Annotated in this window: 17 protein-coding genes and 1 other RNA gene; 8 read left to right on the forward strand and 10 right to left on the reverse strand. The window is 55.0% G+C overall.

Features of this window, described 5'->3' with window-relative positions:
• Positions 1–12: 12 nt before the first annotated feature.
• Positions 13–201 (reverse strand): DUF2970 domain-containing protein, encoded by a 189-nt coding sequence (locus tag ON072_RS09890; protein ID WP_025011598.1) that lies wholly within the window; start codon positions 199–201, stop codon positions 13–15.
• Positions 202–552, reverse strand: a complete 351-nt coding sequence (locus tag ON072_RS09895) for a hypothetical protein (protein WP_025011599.1) — start codon at positions 550–552, stop codon at positions 202–204.
• 192 nt (positions 553–744) lie between these two features.
• Here ON072_RS09895 and rpe point away from each other — a divergent pair, with 192 nt between their 5' ends.
• The 3 genes from rpe to trpS are packed head-to-tail and all read left to right on the forward strand — an operon-like array spanning position 745 to position 3,116.
• Positions 745–1,413, forward strand: coding sequence for a ribulose-phosphate 3-epimerase (gene rpe / locus ON072_RS09900; protein ID WP_025011600.1), 669 nt, complete (start codon positions 745–747; stop codon positions 1,411–1,413).
• Between the two features lie 3 nt (positions 1,414–1,416).
• Positions 1,417–2,103: a phosphoglycolate phosphatase gene (locus ON072_RS09905; protein ID WP_243887792.1), complete on the forward strand. Its 687-nt coding sequence runs from the start codon at positions 1,417–1,419 to the stop codon at positions 2,101–2,103.
• Positions 2,104–2,111: 8 nt separating this feature from the next.
• Positions 2,112–3,116 carry a tryptophan--tRNA ligase gene (gene trpS / locus ON072_RS09910; protein WP_261752970.1) on the forward strand — a complete coding sequence of 335 codons (1,005 nt, stop codon included), beginning with the start codon at positions 2,112–2,114 and terminating at the stop codon, positions 3,114–3,116.
• 57 nt (positions 3,117–3,173) lie between these two features.
• Here the strand turns inward: trpS and ON072_RS09915 are convergent, their stop codons facing one another.
• Positions 3,174–4,064 (reverse strand): LysR substrate-binding domain-containing protein, encoded by an 891-nt coding sequence (locus ON072_RS09915; RefSeq protein WP_107353278.1) that lies wholly within the window; start codon positions 4,062–4,064, stop codon positions 3,174–3,176.
• Positions 4,065–4,186: 122 nt separating this feature from the next.
• On the opposite strand from ON072_RS09915, the gene ON072_RS09920 reads away from it, so the two are divergent.
• Complete coding sequence (locus ON072_RS09920) at positions 4,187–5,062, forward strand: DMT family transporter (protein WP_044733485.1); 876 nt, start codon at positions 4,187–4,189, stop codon at positions 5,060–5,062.
• A gap of 31 nt (positions 5,063–5,093) precedes the next feature.
• Here ON072_RS09920 and ON072_RS09925 read toward each other — a convergent pair whose 3' ends face one another.
• The 4 genes from ON072_RS09925 to ON072_RS09940 form a co-directional block, all read right to left on the reverse strand.
• Positions 5,094–5,663 carry a BON domain-containing protein gene (locus ON072_RS09925; RefSeq protein ID WP_025011605.1) on the reverse strand — a complete coding sequence of 190 codons (570 nt, stop codon included), beginning with the start codon at positions 5,661–5,663 and terminating at the stop codon, positions 5,094–5,096.
• Positions 5,660–6,253 (reverse strand): phosphoheptose isomerase, encoded by a 594-nt coding sequence (locus ON072_RS09930; RefSeq protein WP_028780981.1) that lies wholly within the window; start codon positions 6,251–6,253, stop codon positions 5,660–5,662. The genes ON072_RS09925 and ON072_RS09930 overlap by 4 nt, the downstream gene beginning before the upstream one ends.
• A 96-nt stretch (positions 6,254–6,349) precedes the next feature.
• Positions 6,350–6,676 (reverse strand): YraN family protein, encoded by a 327-nt coding sequence (locus tag ON072_RS09935; RefSeq protein ID WP_025889313.1) that lies wholly within the window; start codon positions 6,674–6,676, stop codon positions 6,350–6,352.
• A gap of 8 nt (positions 6,677–6,684) precedes the next feature.
• Positions 6,685–8,514: a penicillin-binding protein activator gene (locus ON072_RS09940; RefSeq protein WP_144191260.1), complete on the reverse strand. Its 1,830-nt coding sequence runs from the start codon at positions 8,512–8,514 to the stop codon at positions 6,685–6,687.
• Positions 8,515–8,602: 88 nt separating this feature from the next.
• On the opposite strand from ON072_RS09940, the gene rsmI reads away from it, so the two are divergent.
• Positions 8,603–9,445, forward strand: coding sequence for a 16S rRNA (cytidine(1402)-2'-O)-methyltransferase (gene rsmI / locus ON072_RS09945; protein WP_039035999.1), 843 nt, complete (start codon positions 8,603–8,605; stop codon positions 9,443–9,445).
• Between the two features lie 44 nt (positions 9,446–9,489).
• Positions 9,490–9,859, forward strand: an RNA gene (rnpB, locus tag ON072_RS09950) — RNase P RNA component class A.
• Between the two features lie 45 nt (positions 9,860–9,904).
• Here rnpB and ON072_RS09955 read toward each other — a convergent pair.
• From ON072_RS09955 to ON072_RS09965, 3 genes are all read right to left on the reverse strand, one after another.
• Entirely contained in the window at positions 9,905–10,699 is a 795-nt protein-coding gene (locus ON072_RS09955; protein ID WP_082052759.1) for a substrate-binding periplasmic protein, read from the reverse strand.
• 68 nt (positions 10,700–10,767) lie between these two features.
• A complete protein-coding gene (locus ON072_RS09960) occupies positions 10,768–12,417 on the reverse strand; it encodes a hypothetical protein (RefSeq protein WP_274626038.1) in 1,650 nt (549 codons plus the stop codon).
• Between the two features lie 156 nt (positions 12,418–12,573).
• Positions 12,574–13,794: a threonine/serine ThrE exporter family protein gene (locus tag ON072_RS09965; protein WP_025889321.1), complete on the reverse strand. Its 1,221-nt coding sequence runs from the start codon at positions 13,792–13,794 to the stop codon at positions 12,574–12,576.
• Between the two features lie 216 nt (positions 13,795–14,010).
• Between ON072_RS09965 and ON072_RS09970 the strand changes: the two genes are divergently transcribed.
• Complete coding sequence (locus ON072_RS09970; RefSeq protein ID WP_025011611.1) at positions 14,011–14,415, forward strand: MAPEG family protein; 405 nt, start codon at positions 14,011–14,013, stop codon at positions 14,413–14,415.
• A 175-nt stretch (positions 14,416–14,590) separates the two neighbouring features.
• The gene (locus ON072_RS09975) at positions 14,591–17,080 is read left to right on the forward strand and encodes a YgiQ family radical SAM protein (protein ID WP_274626039.1); all 2,490 of its coding nucleotides are present in this window, start codon (positions 14,591–14,593) and stop codon (positions 17,078–17,080) included.
• The last annotated feature ends 47 nt before the right edge of the window (positions 17,081–17,127 follow it).

Genomic DNA, 17,127 nt, shown 5'->3' on the forward strand with positions numbered 1-17,127 from the left:
TTGCCAAAGTAATCAGGCGAGTACTCGATTTACCAGCAGCAACAGACCTAGTACCAGTAGTGCGGCTAGCAACACGCCCGTGATGATATAAGGGAGAGGTGAGGAATTGGCGCTGAAGTCCCTGACGCGATTGGACTCACTCTGCACGCCGAAGAAGGCTGCCAGCGTACTGTAAAGGTAACGCCAGTAGCGGCCAAGCATCTAGAAACCGTTATTGGAATTCGCCGGAGCCATATCATCAACCGGTTTACGTTGATGGCCGTGCAGCAACTCCAACAAGTCAACAAAATGGAACTGACCCGAACGACTCTTGCCGCTGAGCCAACTCTTCCAGCTCAGATCATCTTCCTGAGTCGCACAGCGATTATTGGGATGGCTGGAAGGCAGGTTGGGATTGTAATCATTTTCCTGGCTGCAGCTACAGGCCAGATTATTGCTGGAAGAACCCAGGCTTTGGAAACCAACGGCAGTTGCTCCCACCACGCCAGCGGCGACAGCGAGTATGACTGCTGACTTGATGCTGTGTGTGAAAACCTGCGGTTTCTGGTTCATCCTGTTCCAATCCCAAATGTGACATCGGTCAATTATAACAAAGCCGTTGATAAATTGAACAGCTTTTTACCAAGTAACAACTTTATTCCAACTTATGGCGCTTTTCAACGGCAGAAATGGGCGCCAGGCTATAGAGCCCGAGCGCCTTGGCGGGTAAAATAGGCGACTTCTTAAACATCCTGTGAGAATGCTATGCGCCCATATCTTATTGCTCCTTCCATTCTGTCTGCCGATTTTGCCCGCCTGGGTGATGATGTTAAAGCCGTATTGGATGCGGGGGCCGACGTGGTTCACTTCGATGTGATGGACAACCATTATGTACCTAACCTGACCATAGGCCCCATGGTCTGCAAGGCGTTGCGTGACTATGGTATTACCGCCGATATCGATGTGCACCTGATGGTGAAGCCGGTCGATCGCATAGTGCCTGACTTTGCCAAGGCGGGGGCTTCTATCATCACTTTCCATCCAGAGGCCAGCGAGCATGTGGATCGTACAGTGCAACTCATCCGCGACAATGGCTGTAAGGCGGGTTTGGTTTTCAACCCTGCCACGCCACTGCACTACCTGGACTATGTGATGGATAAGCTGGATGTGATTTTGCTGATGTCGGTCAACCCAGGGTTTGGTGGTCAGTCATTTATTCCATCGACACTGGACAAACTGGCCGAAGTGCGTCGCCGCATCGATGAGAGTGGCCGCGATATCCGCTTGGAAGTCGACGGTGGGGTTAAGGTGGACAATATTGCCGAAATCGCCGCCGCCGGTGCCGATATGTTTGTAGCCGGTTCTGCCATTTTTAGCCAACCGGACTATAAAGCGGTTATCGACCAGATGCGCAGTGAACTGGCAGGAGTGTAAGTTATGATCGCAAGCAGTATCAGTGCGATCGCCTTTGATTTGGATGGCACTCTGGTGGACAGTGTGCCGGACTTGGCCGCTGCGACCCAGGCAACCTTGGCCGATATGGGACTGCGTGGTTGCACTGAAGACCAGGTTCGCAGCTGGGTTGGCAATGGCACAGAGATGTTGATGCGCCGCGCGCTGACCTCGAGCCTGGGCGATGAGCCGGATGCCTCTGTCATGGCCGATGCCATGCCGGTATTTATGAGGCATTATGAGGCTTGCCTCGAGCATTACAGTAAGCTCTATCCCGGGGTTGAGTCCGTGCTTGGCACCCTGCAGCGACGAGGTTTCAAGCTGGCGGTAGTCACCAACAAGCCTTATCGATTTACTGTGCCCCTATTGCAGGCCTTTGGTATTGAGTCGTTTTTCAGTGAAATTCTCGGCGGCGATTCACTCACCAAGATGAAGCCGGATCCCTTGCCGCTGACCCACCTGCTGGATAAATGGCAGTTGCAACCTCAGCAGATGTTGATGGTGGGCGATTCCCGCAACGACGTTCTGGCGGCGAAAGCCGCAGGTATTGCCTCAATCGGCTTGACCTATGGCTACAACTACGGTGAAGATATTGGGCTTTGCGGCCCAGATGCCGTATGCGATCATTTTGAGCAAATTTTGGCGCATTTGCCGCCACAGCAATCGGAGTAATGAAATTCATGAGCAGTCCCAAACCCATAGTATTGAGCGGTGCCCAGCCCTCAGGCGAGTTGACCATAGGTAACTACATGGGTGCCCTGCGTCAGTGGGTAGCCATGCAGGACAGCCATGATTGCCTCTATTGCGTGGTGGATCTGCATGCCATCACAGTGCGCCAGGATCCCAATGCCTTGCGTGAAGCTTGCCTGGATACTCTGGCGCTATACCTTGCCTGTGGTGTCGATCCTAAGAAGAGCACTGTGTTCATTCAGTCACAGGTGCCACAGCACACTCAGTTGGGGTGGGTTTTGAACTGTTATACCCAGATGGGCGAGCTGAGCCGCATGACTCAGTTCAAGGACAAGTCACAAAAACACGCCAACAATATCAACGTGGGTCTGTTCGGTTATCCTGTACTGATGGCGGCCGATATCCTGCTGTACCAGGCCAATGAGATCCCAGTCGGTCAGGATCAGAAACAGCATCTGGAATTGACCCGGGATATCGCCACCCGCTTCAACAACGCCTATGGTGACACCTTTACAGTGCCCGAGCCTTTTATCCCTGAGCTGGGTGCCAAGGTGATGTCGCTGCAGGATCCCACCAAGAAGATGTCCAAGTCAGATGACAACCGCAATAATGTCATCGGCCTGCTGGAAGATCCCAAGGCGGTGATGAAGAAGCTGAAAAAGGCGATGACCGACAGCGATGAGCCGCCTGTCGTGCGTTTCGACATAGACAACAAGCCTGGGGTGTCCAATCTGCTGAGCCTGATGTCCGGGGTGACAGGCCAGAGCATAGCCGAACTGGAAGCCGAGTTTGAAGGCAAGATGTATGGCCATTTGAAAGTGGCCGCCGGTGAAGCCGTGGTTGGTATGTTGGAGCCGCTGCAACAACGCTTCCGTCAGTTCCGCGAAGACAGAGCCTTCCTGGAGTCTGTGATGAAGCAGGGCTCGGAAAAGGCCCAGGCCCGCGCCGAAGTCACAGTGAAGAAAGTTTATGAGAAGATAGGCTTGCTGGTGTAAATCAGCCAATCTTGAGAGCCGACCGACAAGGTCGGCTTTTTTGTGACTGCGTTCGAGTTACTGCGGTTGTGGCTGGCTTGCCATCAACATCAGCCAATCGGCAAAGGCCGCTATCGCCGGTTCTTTGAGGCGCCGCTCCTTACAGCAAAAAGTGAACTCAAACCCTGTATGCACATCCGGCAGTTCGGCCTCAATCAAACGGCCACTGGCAATATCATCCTCTACCATAAAGTCTGACGCCAGTGCTATGCCTTGACCTGCAATAGCGGCCTCTATGGCCATCAACACATGGCTGAAAATATGCTGCCTGTGATTGGCTGTCAGAGTCACACCGTTGGCCTCGGCCCAACGGTTCCAGTCCAGCCCCAGCGGGCCTTCATCCACGGTCAACAGTGGGTACTGCTGCAGACTCTGAATCGTTATCTGTCCGGCTCTGGGCGGTAACTGTGGGCTGCAAACCGGAATAAGCCGCTCCTTGTGCAGCACCGTCTGCCAGTAACCCCGTCGTTTGAGGCCACCACTGATAAAGAGATCGGCCACGCTGTCGCTGAGCTCGGGATCTTGAGTCACCATCTCCAGCCTGATCTGCACCTCAGGGTGACGGCGGCGAAAGTCGCTGAGTCTGGGGATCAACCATTTAACTGCAAAAGAGCTGTAAACCGCCAGTTTCAGCTCGCGATTGGGTTCGCCGAACAAACGGCCAAGGTCAGCCAGCTCGTTGAATATTCGCTCCAGTTCCCCGTAGAGGATCTCTCCCTTGGGTGACAGTTTGAGACTGCGCCCCTGACGTTGGAACAGGGGCTCGCCAAAGTGTTCCTCCAGTAATCTGACCTGGTGGGACACGGCACTCTGGGTGATGCACAGCTCTTCGGCGGCGCGGGAAAAGTGGCTCTGGCGAGCAGCTGCCTCGAATACCTGCAGCGCTCTCAAGGGGGGAAGTTTTCGCATAGGCTATTCTTTCCGGAAATTTAGTATGAATTTAATTCATTTATGCGCAAAAAACATCATTTCAGTTTGGTTTTTAACCCGGATATGATGCCGCCGATTGAGAGTCATTCAGGATAACCAAGATGCAGAGAACCGTTGCTATCGGTTTGATTTTATTGACCGTAGGAAATCTCTTCAGCGCTTTTTATGACGTGTCGGTCAAGTGGTTACCGGATGATGCCAATGCGGCGACTTTCCTGCTGGTGCGCCAGGTGACAGCGGTACTTATGTTGCTGCCCCTGTGGCTCAAGGCCGGTCGCCCGGGGACTTCTCACTTTAAGATCCACCTTTGGCGTGCCAACACAGGAGCTGTTGGCGCGCTCTTTTTGATTATTGGTCTGATGGCGCTGCCCTTGGCGACTGTCAGTTCACTGTTCTATTCGGCGCCCTTGATGATCATGGTGTTAGGTGCCGTATTCCTGAAAGAACAGATCACGCCGTTGCAGTGGGGTATTGCGGCGCTGGGATTTGCCGGTATCTTATTGATCCTCAGGCCCAGCGAGTTGGAGTTGGCCGGCATTGCCGTGCTGGTTTCGGCCTTTACCTTCTCCTTGAACCAGATGAGCCTGCGCAAGCTGCCCAGTACAGAGGCGGCCAGTCTGACTTTGCTCTGTTACAACCTGCTGAGTTTGCCGCTGATCTTGCTGGTGGCACTGTCGCAACAACTGGCCGGGCTGAGCTGGCCACTGCTCGGAGTGGCGCTGTTATCCAATGCCTTCCTGCTGGCATATAACTGGTTCTGTGTCCTGGCCTATCGCAGGGCCAAGGCCAGTGAAATTGCCGTAGCCGAATACAGCGGGCTTATCTTTATTGTCTTCCTCGGTTGGCTGCTTTTCGATGAGTGGCTGGATACTTTGAGCTGGGTAGGGGCTGCCCTGGTGGTGCTGCCGACTTTGTGCCTGCCCGCCATCGCCAAGTTGATGAAAGCCCGCGAGCTGAAAGCACAAGAGCCGGTGTGACCGGCTCTCGTTCGACTCGATATAAAGGGCGTTAAGGGGTGACGTAGTCGAACACCTTAATAACCTTACGTACTCCAGCGGTATTCCGGGCAATTTCTACTGCCAGGTCGGCTTGTTCACGCTCGACCAGGCCCAGCAGAAAGACTTCACCATTCTCTGTGATCACCTTGATCTTGGTGACATCCAGATTCTTGTCGTTGAGCATCCGACCCTTGACCTTGGTGGTGATCCAGGTGTCGTTGCTGCGGGTAGTGAAGGACGTTGGGTTGCCGATACGGATCTGATTGTGGATCTTGCCACCCAGTTGCAGCTCTTTGACCAGCCGAATCGCCTTGTCCCTGAGCATGGAGTTGGGCGCCTGACCTATCATCAACACATTGCCGTTCATGCTGACCCCGGTGATATTGGTCTGATTCTTCAGATCATCTTCCGCTCCCAGTACACTGGAGATACGAAAATCGGCATTGGTGTCATCCAACTGGGTCTTGAGCGAACGCTCATCGTTAACCACCATGGCGCCGCCAACTGCACCCACCATTACGGCTCCGGCACAGCCGGTCAAACTGGTAAGCAGTAGACACAGGGGCAGCAGACGTCTCATTGATGTTCGTCCTGCGGGAACAGGGTGCGGTCAATGTTGTCGCACAGGCAATGGATAACCAGCAGGTGCACTTCCTGAATGCGGGCCGTGACATTGGAGGGGACGCGGATCTCCACATCATTGGTGCTCAGCAATCCGGCCATGGCGCCGCCGTCTTTACCCGTGAGCGCTACTATGGTCATATCCCGGCTCAGCGCGGCTTCCATCGCTTTAATGACGTTGCCTGAATTACCGCTGGTGGAAATGGCCAGCAGTATGTCACCGGGTTGACCCAGTGCCAGTATCTGCTTGGAAAACACTTCGTCGTAGCTGTAGTCGTTGGCGATGGCCGTCAGGGTAGAAGTGTCTGTGGTCAGAGCTATGGCCGGCAGAGGTGGGCGTTCCACTTCATAGCGGTTCAACAGCTCGGCTGAAAAGTGCTGGGCATCACCGGCGCTGCCGCCGTTACCACAGGCAAGGATCTTATTGCCACCCAACAGACATTGCACCATCATTTCTGCGGCCTTGGCGATAGACTCTGGCAGCGCCTCTGCGGCGTCAATCTTGGTCTGAATCGACTCGGTGAAGCTGTCTTTGATACGTTCTAACATGGATAAGTCCTTCACTATCAAGTGTTGCTATCATGCCATAGGCCGGGGGCTTTGTTCAGGCATTAAAGTGTAAATTTGTTTCGGGTTAAGCGCTTACTAAAAAGCGTCCTGTAGCCATTGCACCTTGCCGGCATCAATGGCCAGTAGATCGAAGCGACAGGGGGCATTGATCCTGTGTTGCTGCAGATACTGGCTGGCGGCCTTGCGAAGCCGGGTTATCTGGGCCTGGCTCAATGACTGCAAAGCGCCGCCGAATCGGCTTGGTGAGCGGTATTTTACCTCAACAAACACCCATTGGCTGCCCTGTTTCATTACCAAGTCCAGTTCGCCGAAACTGTAGCGCACATTCTGTTCGACAAAGGTCAGGCCCTGTTGTTCCAGATAGCGGCGAGCCAGACGCTCGCCTTCCTGTCCCAGATCCATAAGCCGGCTTAGAGTGGCCGCAAAACGCCGCGCTGGTATTTGGCCCAGCTGAGCTGACGATCGATCACGCCATCCGGGCTCACCGTCAGCTGGCCGCTGCGACCACTGTACTGGTATCCGGGGAAGGCATGCATCTGGGCCAGACGATTGACCAGCTGCAGGGCATCATAGCCCATCACATACAGGCGTTTTTGGGCATTGCCCCAGGTGGGCCACAACTTGTTGACCGCTTCGGTTTCTTCACTGGCCTGCAGCAACCAGGGGATATCACTGATGGTGATATTGTTCAGTTCAATCGCGGTTTGCTTGGCGTTGTCTTCCTGACGGGCGCGGCTACTGGTATACAGCGGCACTTGCTCGGCAAAGACACTGAAGTTGACATCGATAAAGGGTTTCAGCAGCGGTAAGTCCTGAATCCCCGAGATCATATAGATGGCATCGATATCGGTACGGGATCGGAAGTCAGCCTTCACCTTGCTGCCCAGCAGTGCCTTAATGGCCTGGATCCTCGCCTTGCTGTCAGTCACGCCAAGGGCTTCTTCCACGGTTTCGCGCATCTTGTCACCGTTATCATAGAAGTGAACCTCGGCATCACTGTCGGTCAGCTCCATCCAGGTCTGCTTAAAGCTCTGGGCCATACGTTGGCCTACGGCATCATTGCTGGCCAGCAGCAGTGGCACCTGTATGCCATCCTGATACATGCGTCTGGCGGCATCGCTGGCTTCCTGAGTGGGAGACAGGGCGAAGTAGTACTTATTCTGTTGCGGTTGCAGCTTATCTATTTGATTGAGAAACAGTTGCGGCGGGGTATCTGTCTTTGTAGCTTGCTGGGCCGCCATCACCTGTTCCACTTCGTTTTGCAGCAGCGGGCCGATCACAAATTCCGCGCCGCTCTGCAGCGCTTGCTGGTAGGCCTTGTCGGCACCTTGGGCCGTGTCGAAGAAGTTGAGGCTAACATTGCTGTCCGGGTCGCTCAGATAACTGGCCAGTATGCCCTGACGCACTGTGTTGGCGACTCCGGCTCTTGGGCCCGAAAGTGGTAGCAGCACGGCGATATTGCTGGGTCTGTATGGCTTGGCACTGAGCGCCAGTTGCAGATCCGAAGGCAACTGTACCGCCGCAGGATGATAAGGATTACGTTTCTGCCAATCACTCAACTGGCGGATCAGGCTTGAGGGATCCACCGCGTAGTGTTTGGCCAGATAAGCCAGCTGCAGCCAGCCGGTAAATACGGCATCGCTCTCTTGAGCGGCAAAGCTCTGCAGGGTTTCTTCCTGCAGTGGCTTGAGCAATTGCCAAATTTCATCGTTAACCTCGCCGGTCGCCTTTACCGGCAGATATTGACTGAGCTTACTCAACTCACGCACTTGCTCCACGGGTTGTTGGTTGGCAGCAAACAGTCGGGCACGGGCTTGGTGATAACTGGCCCATTGCCAATCGGCTAGTTGCCAATTACCAGGGTAATTCAGGGTGCTCAGGGCCTCGGCGTTTTTGCCGGTCAGTTCTTGCAGGCGGGCGCTGAGAAAACGGTGCTCGGCCTGGATTTCATCCACCGGGCTCAGCCCGGCCTGCATTGAACGCAGAATATCTGCAGCGGCATCTGTATCACCTTGCTTGAGGTAAGCATTGGCGGCCAACAGCAGGTAACGCTCGCGGTTTTCCTTGCTGGGCGCCTTGGCGGCAAATGCCAAATACTCGGCCGGGGCTTGCGGGGCACTGACCAGAGAAACGACGGCCAGCTGATCTTTGTCTGCTGATGGCGTGCTGCCACAGCCCCACAGGCTGGCAAGCAAAATCGCAGCAGAAATGTATTTAACTCTATTCAGGCTTTTTAACACAGGGCTTCACTCTGGTAAGATGCTGGCTCTAGTTTAACCTTCTATTGTGCCTGACGAAAGTCTCGGCACTTTCATCTCCGAGGTAGTTATGGACCTGTCGGTCGCGCTGTATATAGTTCCCACTCCCATAGGCAACCTGGGGGACTTGAGCCCCAGGGCTCTGGAAGTACTGAATCGGGTGGCGTTGATCGCCTGTGAGGACACACGCCACAGCGGTAAATTGCTGAGTCACTTCGGCATAGACACCCGCACCACAGCGCTGCATGACCACAATGAACGTGCCCGGGCGCAGTGGATTGTCGAACGCCTCGGCGAAGGTGAAGCCATAGCGCTGATCAGCGATGCCGGTACGCCGCTGATTTCCGATCCCGGCTATCACCTGGTATCCCATGTGCGCGCCGCCGGTTATCCGGTGATCCCGCTGCCTGGCCCTTGCGCCGCCATTGCCGCGCTGTCGGCATCTGGCTTGCCCTCGGATCGCTTTTCGTTTGAAGGCTTTTTGCCGGCTAAAGACAAAGGGCGCCAGGATAAACTGCTGGCGCTTAGGGAAGACCCGCGCACCCTGATTTTCTATGAGTCTCCCCACAGAATTCTGCCCAGCCTCAAGTCGCTGGTGGAGGTCCTGGGGCCGGATAGGCAGATGGTGATGGCGCGGGAACTGACCAAGACCTTTGAAACCTTCCTCTGCGGCACCACGGCCGAAGTGCTGGCGCAGGTTGAAGCCGATGCCAACCAGCAGCGCGGTGAAATCGTGCTTATGCTGCACGGTTTTGTCAGTGAAGAAGCAGACGAAACGCCCGCAGCGGCGCTGGATACCCTCAAACTACTCTGTGATGAATTACCGTTGAAGAAGGCGGCCGCTATTGCGGCACAGATCCATGGGCTGAAGAAAAACGCCCTCTATAAAAAAGGGCTGGAGCTGGGCTGGTAAGGAAATGCCTTGGTGTGAGGCTCGCTATGGGCTATAATCCGCGCCGAGTTGGCCGGGCAGTCGCTGCGTTCGCAAGAACGGGGAGGAAAGTCCGGGCTCCATAGAGCAGGGTGCCAGATAACGTCTGGGCGGCGTGAGCCGACGACCAGTGCAACAGAGAGTAGACCGCCTGCCTTCGGGCCGGTAAGGGTGAAAGGGTGCGGTAAGAGCGCACCGCGCGGCTGGTAACAGTTCGCGGCACGGTAAACTCCACCCGGAGCAAGATCAAATAGGGTTCCACTATTCTTCGGAATTAATGCGTGGCTCGCGTTGGAACCGGGTAGATTGCTTGAGCCTGTGAGCGATTGCAGGCCTAGAGGAATGACTGCCGCTCCTTCGGGAGAACAGGACCCGGCTTATAGGCCAACTCACCAAATAAAACGAGGCCGCCCGTGTTATCACGGGCGGCCTTTTGCTTTTCTACTCGAGTGGAATGTTCATGGCTTGGGCTTGCTCAGGCTGCCATTGGGCCGGTTCAACCTGCCAGCGCTGCAGTAACTGGTGCCAGGCTTCTCCCTGCTGCAACTCCAACAACAGCCGATTGAAGCGGGCTATGGTCTGTCGGTCATTATGACGGATATCGAATGCCAGACAGTAGTAAGTCTTGGGTTGGCTGGGTAGATAGTCCAAGCCTTCAATCCCCTGTTTCCCTGCGTACCAGCGACCGACATCCCGGTTGACAAAATAGGCATCAAAACGCTTTCTGGCGAGCATTTTCAGTGGTAACTCATCGCTTTGTGGAAAGGTAACCACCTGCATGGGGGGAACTTGTTGCCGGATCAGTTCCTGATTCAATTTTTGCAGGGCATTGTGGGTATTGGATGGTGAGAATACTGCCACACGCTGATCCGATAGCTGCTGCATCTGCTTCAAACTCAGTGCCTTGAGGCTGAAAAAACCATATTCAGACTGCAACAGGGGGACCGAGAAATAGTATTGTGAGGTGCGATAATCTGCCCAGGCCAGCCCCATGGCACCGGTTTCTCCCGAGTTCATCTGTTGCCTGGCGCGGCGATTGGGCCACAGCTTGAGTTGGCAGCCTTCCTCCCAGCGCTGGCAGGCCAGGCGAGTCATCTCTACCATGACGCCCTTGAGTTCTCCTTCTTCCTGAAAGCTGTATGGCGCAAAATCAAAAAAGGCGATTTTCAACGTGCTTGCCTGTGCCGATATCAGGCACGACAGGCCGAGCAGTACGGAGGAAAGGAGTTTTTTCATGTCAGGTCCAGGTCGCTGTGACCCTTCAAGTTTAGTGCAGAGTTTGCCGCTGGGGTGGCAGAGTCAGCCTAGAAACTCTGCTTCACTTGAAAGCGCCATTCCCAGCCGTCCACTTCCTCGCCCCGGGTAAAGGGCACGCTGAAATCGATATGGGCGACATGACCATAACTGGAACGGGAAGAGTAGATTCTGGCACCTATGCCGATAGAGCCTATGGGGCCTGAGACTTCGTTGTCATTGGCCATGGCACCCCCAAAGGCCTGACCGACATCGATAAAGGCGGCCCAGCCCAATTCTGCCAGTTGGTAAAGGTTGATATTGGGGTAATAGCGGATTTCGCCGGTCAGCAGCCATTGATTGTCACCGTGCTGGTAGTCGTTGGGATAACCGCGAATGCCGGTTTCATCCCCCAGCGCAAAGGGACGGTCGATATAGTTGTTGTTGGAGTTGGACAGCCGCACCTTGGAATAGGCGATCCACTTGGGGGTGAACTTATAGAAATACTCGGCGGCAACATTCACTTGATAAAAGTCCCGTTGCCGGGTGGCCAGGGTGGCTTCACCGCCAAATGCCAGCAATAGCAGCTCCTTGCCCTCAAAATAGCCGCGACTGCTGCGCCAGTTGAGGTGATAACCCAGGCTATCACTGTCTTTGGTTTCCAGCCCCAATTTAACGCTGTGATGCCAGCCGAGGTTGAAGTCTTCGTTATAGTTGACCAGGTGAATATTGGTCAGCACCCGAAAGTCATCCTGCAGGTACTCCCATTCTACCCAGGGGTAGAGAAAGTCTCTGTCCTGAGGCAAGGGCTGCTGCGGGTATTGAGGTAGGGCGTGAAAGCTGTGCTTATCCTGGGTGACTCCAAGGCGTAATCTTTGCCGACTCTGGTTCTCTTTGGCGAACATAAAGCCCCAGTAGAGGTTGCGATAGCGGATCTCTTCATCGAACTCGTTGATGTCCAGGCCGTTTTGGCGAATGGTGTCGATTCTGTCTTCATCCAGATACTCGGCACCGTAGGCCCGGGTGTCGTCCAGGGTATAGAAAGGCTTGTCGAAATACAGTTGTTTGGCCTGACCATCGCTGTTGTCATAGAAGTTGGCCGCCACAGTGGCATTTTTGATGATGTTCAACGGCATTTCGAACGCGACTTTGTAGCCGGTTCTGTCCTCGTCGGATTGATACTTCAAACGGGTGCGGATCCCCAGACCCAGAATATTGTCGTCTTTCAACCCGACGGAGAAGCTGTTGTTGCCGCCGCTGCGTCCCAGGCTGATAGTGGGCAGCAGCGACCATTGATCCCAGGTTTCCACCAGCAAGGTTTCACCATCAGGCTGTTGATCGGCACTCGGGTCGGCCTTGACCACAGAGATCCTGGCGTCTCTGAGATAGGCTTCACGCCTAAGAATTCGCTGCGCTTCTTCCAATTGCCTTGGGGTCACTTCCTGCCCCTCCTGGATACTGAGGCGATTGAGGATCACCGACTCCCGGGTATTGATATGCAAGGCGTTGGCCCAATTGTGCAGGAAGATGGCGTTGTCGGCAGACTCGTCGAAAATTGGGTTGCTGACCACCACAATTTTGCCAACCCTGAACCGCTCAGGGAGTGGATTTTGGCCTTGGGAAGACGAGGTTGTGCTATCGCCTTTGGTGCCGGTGTCGGCCAAAACGGAGAGGCTGGCAAACAGGGTTGCCAGAAGCAAGACACTGCGGCTTGTTGCCATAGACTGCCTCCTCTCGGTAGTGAATATCGGGCTGATATTCACACTTCAATAACACAACCGAATGGGCGGTTAGTCAAGGCGACCTTCGAAATAAAGTAATGATTTAGCTTGTAATAAATTACCACCCTCCGGCGCGAATGCCCACGGCAGCAGCGTTTAGAGGGTGTTTCTCGGCGGTACCACCACGTTGGAGAAGATAAGCCCGGCGATCAGTGACATAAATATCAGAAAGATTTGCGACCCCAGATGCGACTGGTTCAACATGGTTTCACCCGAGATCAGCACATTGAGGCCGATATAGGTCTTGGAGCCAGGCACCAGGATGACTATCCCCTGTAGCAGAGCTATGGAGGCCGGTGCCTTCATCCAGCGGGCAAACAGGTTGGCGTAAATACCCACGGCCAGGGCGCCGAAGAAGATCCCCAGAGAATCCCCCAAATAGAGGCCGCCGAACATGGCGGAGAAGAAGGCCACAATACCGGCCAGTACGCCCCAGGGGGCATCTTTGAGCCTGGCCTTGAAGATGAACACCAGCGCCATGGAAAGTATGGGCACCGCCGACCAGATGGCCCAGCGAGGCAACGGCATGGGCTCAATATAGAGGGATTCGCCGAACAGGGCATTGCCTATTGCTACGCCGAGTACGGCGCCGAAGTAGAGTTTAAATAGCAGCATTACCGCATCCATGATCCTCATGGTGCCTGACATGAGATCCCTTGCCGCCAGTTCGGCCAGGCCCAGGGTCAGCGCCAGGCCGGGAATAAAGACGATGATCCCCGACAGTACCACCACGGGGATATTCAGCCCGGCATCCAGTTGCGCCAGGCCACAGGCGGCGAAACCGGCCAGCATGGCGGCCAGAGGCTCCAGCAGTTCGGCCATCCGCCGCGAGCGTTCGGCGCTGAATACCAAGCCATAGACCAGCATGCCTATCAAGGCCGACCAGAACACATCATTCCAGCTGCTGCCCATCAGCATGGCAAAGGCGGCGGCCGAGGTACCAAAGGCGCCCAGGGTTAACATAGGGCCATAGGGATTGGGCTTGTTGGCTATCTCATCCAGCCGTTCCAGCGCTTCACTCAGGCTGCGTTGCCCCAGGCTCAGTTCCTGTACTAAGGCGTCGGTACGGGCCAGCGACCCCAGATCCAGCTCGCCGGGTTTAACCCTGGCAACATGGTTGTATTCCTGATCTGTATCGTGCTGCAGCACAAAGGTCATCGAAGTGGGGGAGATCAGAAAATAGCCTTCGATGCCGAGCGTCTTGGCCACTGTCTGCAAGTGGGTTTCGAGCCGATAAGCCGGGGTGCCGAACTTATGCAGAGCTTTACCCAACTTAATGATAAAACGGCGCTTTTCAATGAATTCTTGATTATCCACTCGGTTTCCCACTGTGCCCTTGGTTGGATGGACGGTTTTTTGCCCGCGCGGATTCTACAGTAAGGGGGCAGAATCCGGTTAATGACATTTTAAAAATTATTTCCTTTATGTGAGCTTAAGTGCAAGCTTGTTGCGTTAAGGTTGATTGGCTGCGCTTGGACAGCGTCGCATCAGCCAAGGCTGAAAAGAGAATTTCAAAAGGAGATAAAAGAACTTATGTCATTGTTTATATCGGGTTTTTATGCCGCATTGACGGGGCTTTTGGTCTTGGCTTTGGCTTACCGGGTGGTGCGTTTGCGCCGTGCTTACAAGATAGGCCTGGGCGATGGCGGTAACGATGCACTGCATTTGGCCAACCGGGTACACGGCAACCTGCTGGAAAATGCCCCGATAGCCTTGCTGCTTTTGGTGCTGGCCGAGGCCAACGGCATGGCCGGCGTTTGGTTACATCTATTGGGGACGATTTGGCTGGTGGCCAGATTGCTGCATGCCATAGGTCTGACCCAGGGCAAGGGCGGTTACCACCCGGGCCGATTCCTAGGCACCTTGTTCACCTGGATAAGCATACTCGTGCTGGCGCTGTTTAACCTATGGCAGTATGTGGGGCGCTTGCTGCTCTGAGCCCGAGATAAGCCACAATCCTAGTAGGGCCTTGGCTTGCAGGCACAAACAAGGGGTACAAATAGTCGGCAATTGGTGAAAAATTAGTCACACTTAACCAGGTTAGCCTGTTATACTCCGCGGCCCTGAGGCAGCGTGGCTGCCGTGTGTCGAATCCTCTGATGGTCAGTCTCAAATGCAAGTCGAATCCAGCTTATTTCAGTATCCCAAGTATTGGGCCGAGTGTTACGGCACGGCTCCCTTTCTGCCTATGTCCCGTAAGGAGATGGAACAACTGGGATGGGACAGCTGTGATGTGATCCTGGTGACCGGTGATGCCTATGTGGATCACCCCAGTTTCGGCATGGCGGTGATTGGCCGTTTGCTGGAAGCGCAGGGATTCAGAGTGGGGATCATCTCGCAGCCGGATTGGTCCAGCAAAGAGGCCTTTATGAGCTTGGGTAAACCGAATCTGTTTTTCGGGGTCACTGCAGGCAATATGGATTCGATGATCAACCGTTATACGGCCGATCGTAAACTGCGCCACGACGATGCCTATACCCCGGGCAATGAAGGCGGCAAGCGCCCGGATCGCGCCGTGACTGTTTATACCCAGCGTTGTAAGGAAGCCTTTAAAGAGGTGCCCGTGGTCATAGGCGGTATCGAGGCCAGCCTGCGGCGGATTGCCCACTATGACTATTGGTCCGACAAAGTGCGCCGCAGTGTGATTTTTGATGCCAAGGCCGACATTCTGATCTACGGTAATGCCGAGCGGCCGCTGGTGGAAGTGGCGCACCGTCTCGCCAAGGGGGAAACCATGGCGCAGATGCAGAATATCCGCGGCACAGCGGTTATCCGAAAAGAGCCACTGCCAGAATGGCGCGGCATGGACTCGCGCAAGATAGATCAGTTGCACAAAATTGACCCTATCCCCAATCCCTATGGCGCCGATGATGTCGGCTGCCAGAACTTGTCCGGGCCATCCGACAAGAAGATCTTCGACAACGACGCTCCCAAGCCCATCAGTGTGCAGCCACCCAAGCCAAGGCCCTGGGAGCAGACCTATGTGTTGCTGCCGGCCTTCGAGCGGGTGAGTGAAGACAGATACCTGTACGCCCATGCATCGAGGATTTTGCATCAGGAGCAAAACCCAGGTTGTGCCAGAGCCCTGTTCCAGCCCCACGGCGATCGTGGTGTTTGGGTCAACCCACCGGCTTGGCCGCTCAACACAGATGAGATGGATGCGGTATTCGACTTGCCTTACGCCAGGGTGCCACACCCGGTTTACGGCAAGGCCAAGATCCCGGCCTACGACATGATCAAGACCTCGATCAATATCATGCGAGGCTGTTTCGGTGGCTGCTCATTTTGTTCGATAACCGAACATGAAGGGCGCATTATCCAGAGCCGCTCGAAAGAATCAATTATCAAAGAAATTAAAGATATACAGCAGAAAGTGCCTGGCTTTACCGGGGTGATTTCCGATCTCGGCGGCCCAACGGCCAACATGTATCGTCTCGGCTGCAAGAGCGAAAAGGCCGAAAAAACCTGTCGGCGCTTATCCTGTGTCTTTCCCGGCATCTGTGGCCATTTGGACACAGATCATCAGCACACCATAGATCTTTACCGCGCCGCCCGGGATGTTCCCGGGATCAAGAAGGTGCTGATCGCCTCCGGCGTGCGTTATGACCTGGCGATTGAAGATCCGCGTTACGTTAAAGAGCTGGCCAAGCACCATGTGGGTGGCTATCTCAAGATAGCGCCGGAACATACCGAAGAGGGGCCTTTATCCAAGATGATGAAGCCAGGTATGGGCACCTACGACAAGTTCAAGGAGCTGTTCGACCAATACTCGGCCGAAGCGGGTAAGCAGCAGTATCTGATCCCCTATTTTATTTCGGCTCACCCGGGCACCACGGACGAGGACATGCTCAACCTGGCGCTGTGGCTCAAGGAGCGTAAGTTCAAGCTGGATCAGGTGCAGAACTTCTACCCATCGCCTATGGCCAATGCCACGACCATCTACCACACAGAGCTGAACTCGTTGAAAAACGTCAAACACAGCAGCGAAGAGGTGCCGGTGGCCAAGAAGGGACGACAGCGGCGACTGCACAAGGCCTTGCTGCGCTATCACGACAGCGCAGGTTGGCCGCTGATCCGCGAGGCGCTTATCGCCATGGGGAAACAGCATCTTATCGGCACTGGGCCACAGCATCTGGTGCCCCCGGAAGGCCGCGCCGAAGCCTGGGCCGGTAAGCATAACCGCAAGGGGGCAGACAAGGGCCGCCAGGGACTCACCCGTTTCAGCGACAATCAGTTTGCAGAGCGCAGCGGCAAAGCCGCCAAGGGTAAGTCCACTGAAGGGGCCAAAGGCGGTAACAAGGTCGGAAAAGGCAAGGGCGGCGACCACACAACAACAGGCAACGTGGCAACAGCTAAAGGCTCCAAGCCCGGCAGCGGCAAAGCCGCCAAGGGTAAGTCCACTGAAGGGGCCAAAGGCGGCAACAAGGCCGGAAAAGGCAAGGGCGGCGACCACACAACAGGCAAACCGACAACAGCTAAAGGCTCCAAGCCCGGCAGTGGCAAAGCCAGACCAGGTGCCAGGCCTGTCTTTGGCCATGCTCAGAGCCATGCTCAGGGTAAAAGTCAGGGTAAAAGCCAGGGCCAGAGTAAGAAATCAAAGTAAAAAGCCAAGAGGATAGAGGGCGCTAGCAAGCCTTTGTTCTAAACAAG

Origin of the sequence: Shewanella sp. K8 (assembly GCF_028823715.1) — a bacterium.
GTDB lineage: Bacteria > Pseudomonadota > Gammaproteobacteria > Enterobacterales > Shewanellaceae > Shewanella > Shewanella algae.

Coding starts and splice junctions, on each gene's coding strand:
- ON072_RS09890 (WP_025011598.1), bottom strand. CDS start 201: ATGCTTGGCCGCTACTGGCGTTACCTTTACAGTACGCTGGCAGCCTTC.
- ON072_RS09895 (WP_025011599.1), bottom strand. CDS start 552: ATGAACCAGAAACCGCAGGTTTTCACACACAGCATCAAGTCAGCAGTC.
- rpe (WP_025011600.1), top strand. CDS start 745: ATGCGCCCATATCTTATTGCTCCTTCCATTCTGTCTGCCGATTTTGCC.
- ON072_RS09905 (WP_243887792.1), top strand. CDS start 1,417: ATGATCGCAAGCAGTATCAGTGCGATCGCCTTTGATTTGGATGGCACT.
- trpS (WP_261752970.1), top strand. CDS start 2,112: ATGAGCAGTCCCAAACCCATAGTATTGAGCGGTGCCCAGCCCTCAGGC.
- ON072_RS09915 (WP_107353278.1), bottom strand. CDS start 4,064: ATGCGAAAACTTCCCCCCTTGAGAGCGCTGCAGGTATTCGAGGCAGCT.
- ON072_RS09920 (WP_044733485.1), top strand. CDS start 4,187: ATGCAGAGAACCGTTGCTATCGGTTTGATTTTATTGACCGTAGGAAAT.
- ON072_RS09925 (WP_025011605.1), bottom strand. CDS start 5,663: ATGAGACGTCTGCTGCCCCTGTGTCTACTGCTTACCAGTTTGACCGGC.
- ON072_RS09930 (WP_028780981.1), bottom strand. CDS start 6,253: ATGTTAGAACGTATCAAAGACAGCTTCACCGAGTCGATTCAGACCAAG.
- ON072_RS09935 (WP_025889313.1), bottom strand. CDS start 6,676: ATGGATCTGGGACAGGAAGGCGAGCGTCTGGCTCGCCGCTATCTGGAA.
- rsmI (WP_039035999.1), top strand. CDS start 8,603: ATGGACCTGTCGGTCGCGCTGTATATAGTTCCCACTCCCATAGGCAAC.
- ON072_RS09955 (WP_082052759.1), bottom strand. CDS start 10,699: ATGAAAAAACTCCTTTCCTCCGTACTGCTCGGCCTGTCGTGCCTGATA.
- ON072_RS09960 (WP_274626038.1), bottom strand. CDS start 12,417: ATGGCAACAAGCCGCAGTGTCTTGCTTCTGGCAACCCTGTTTGCCAGC.
- ON072_RS09970 (WP_025011611.1), top strand. CDS start 14,011: ATGTCATTGTTTATATCGGGTTTTTATGCCGCATTGACGGGGCTTTTG.
- ON072_RS09975 (WP_274626039.1), top strand. CDS start 14,591: ATGCAAGTCGAATCCAGCTTATTTCAGTATCCCAAGTATTGGGCCGAG.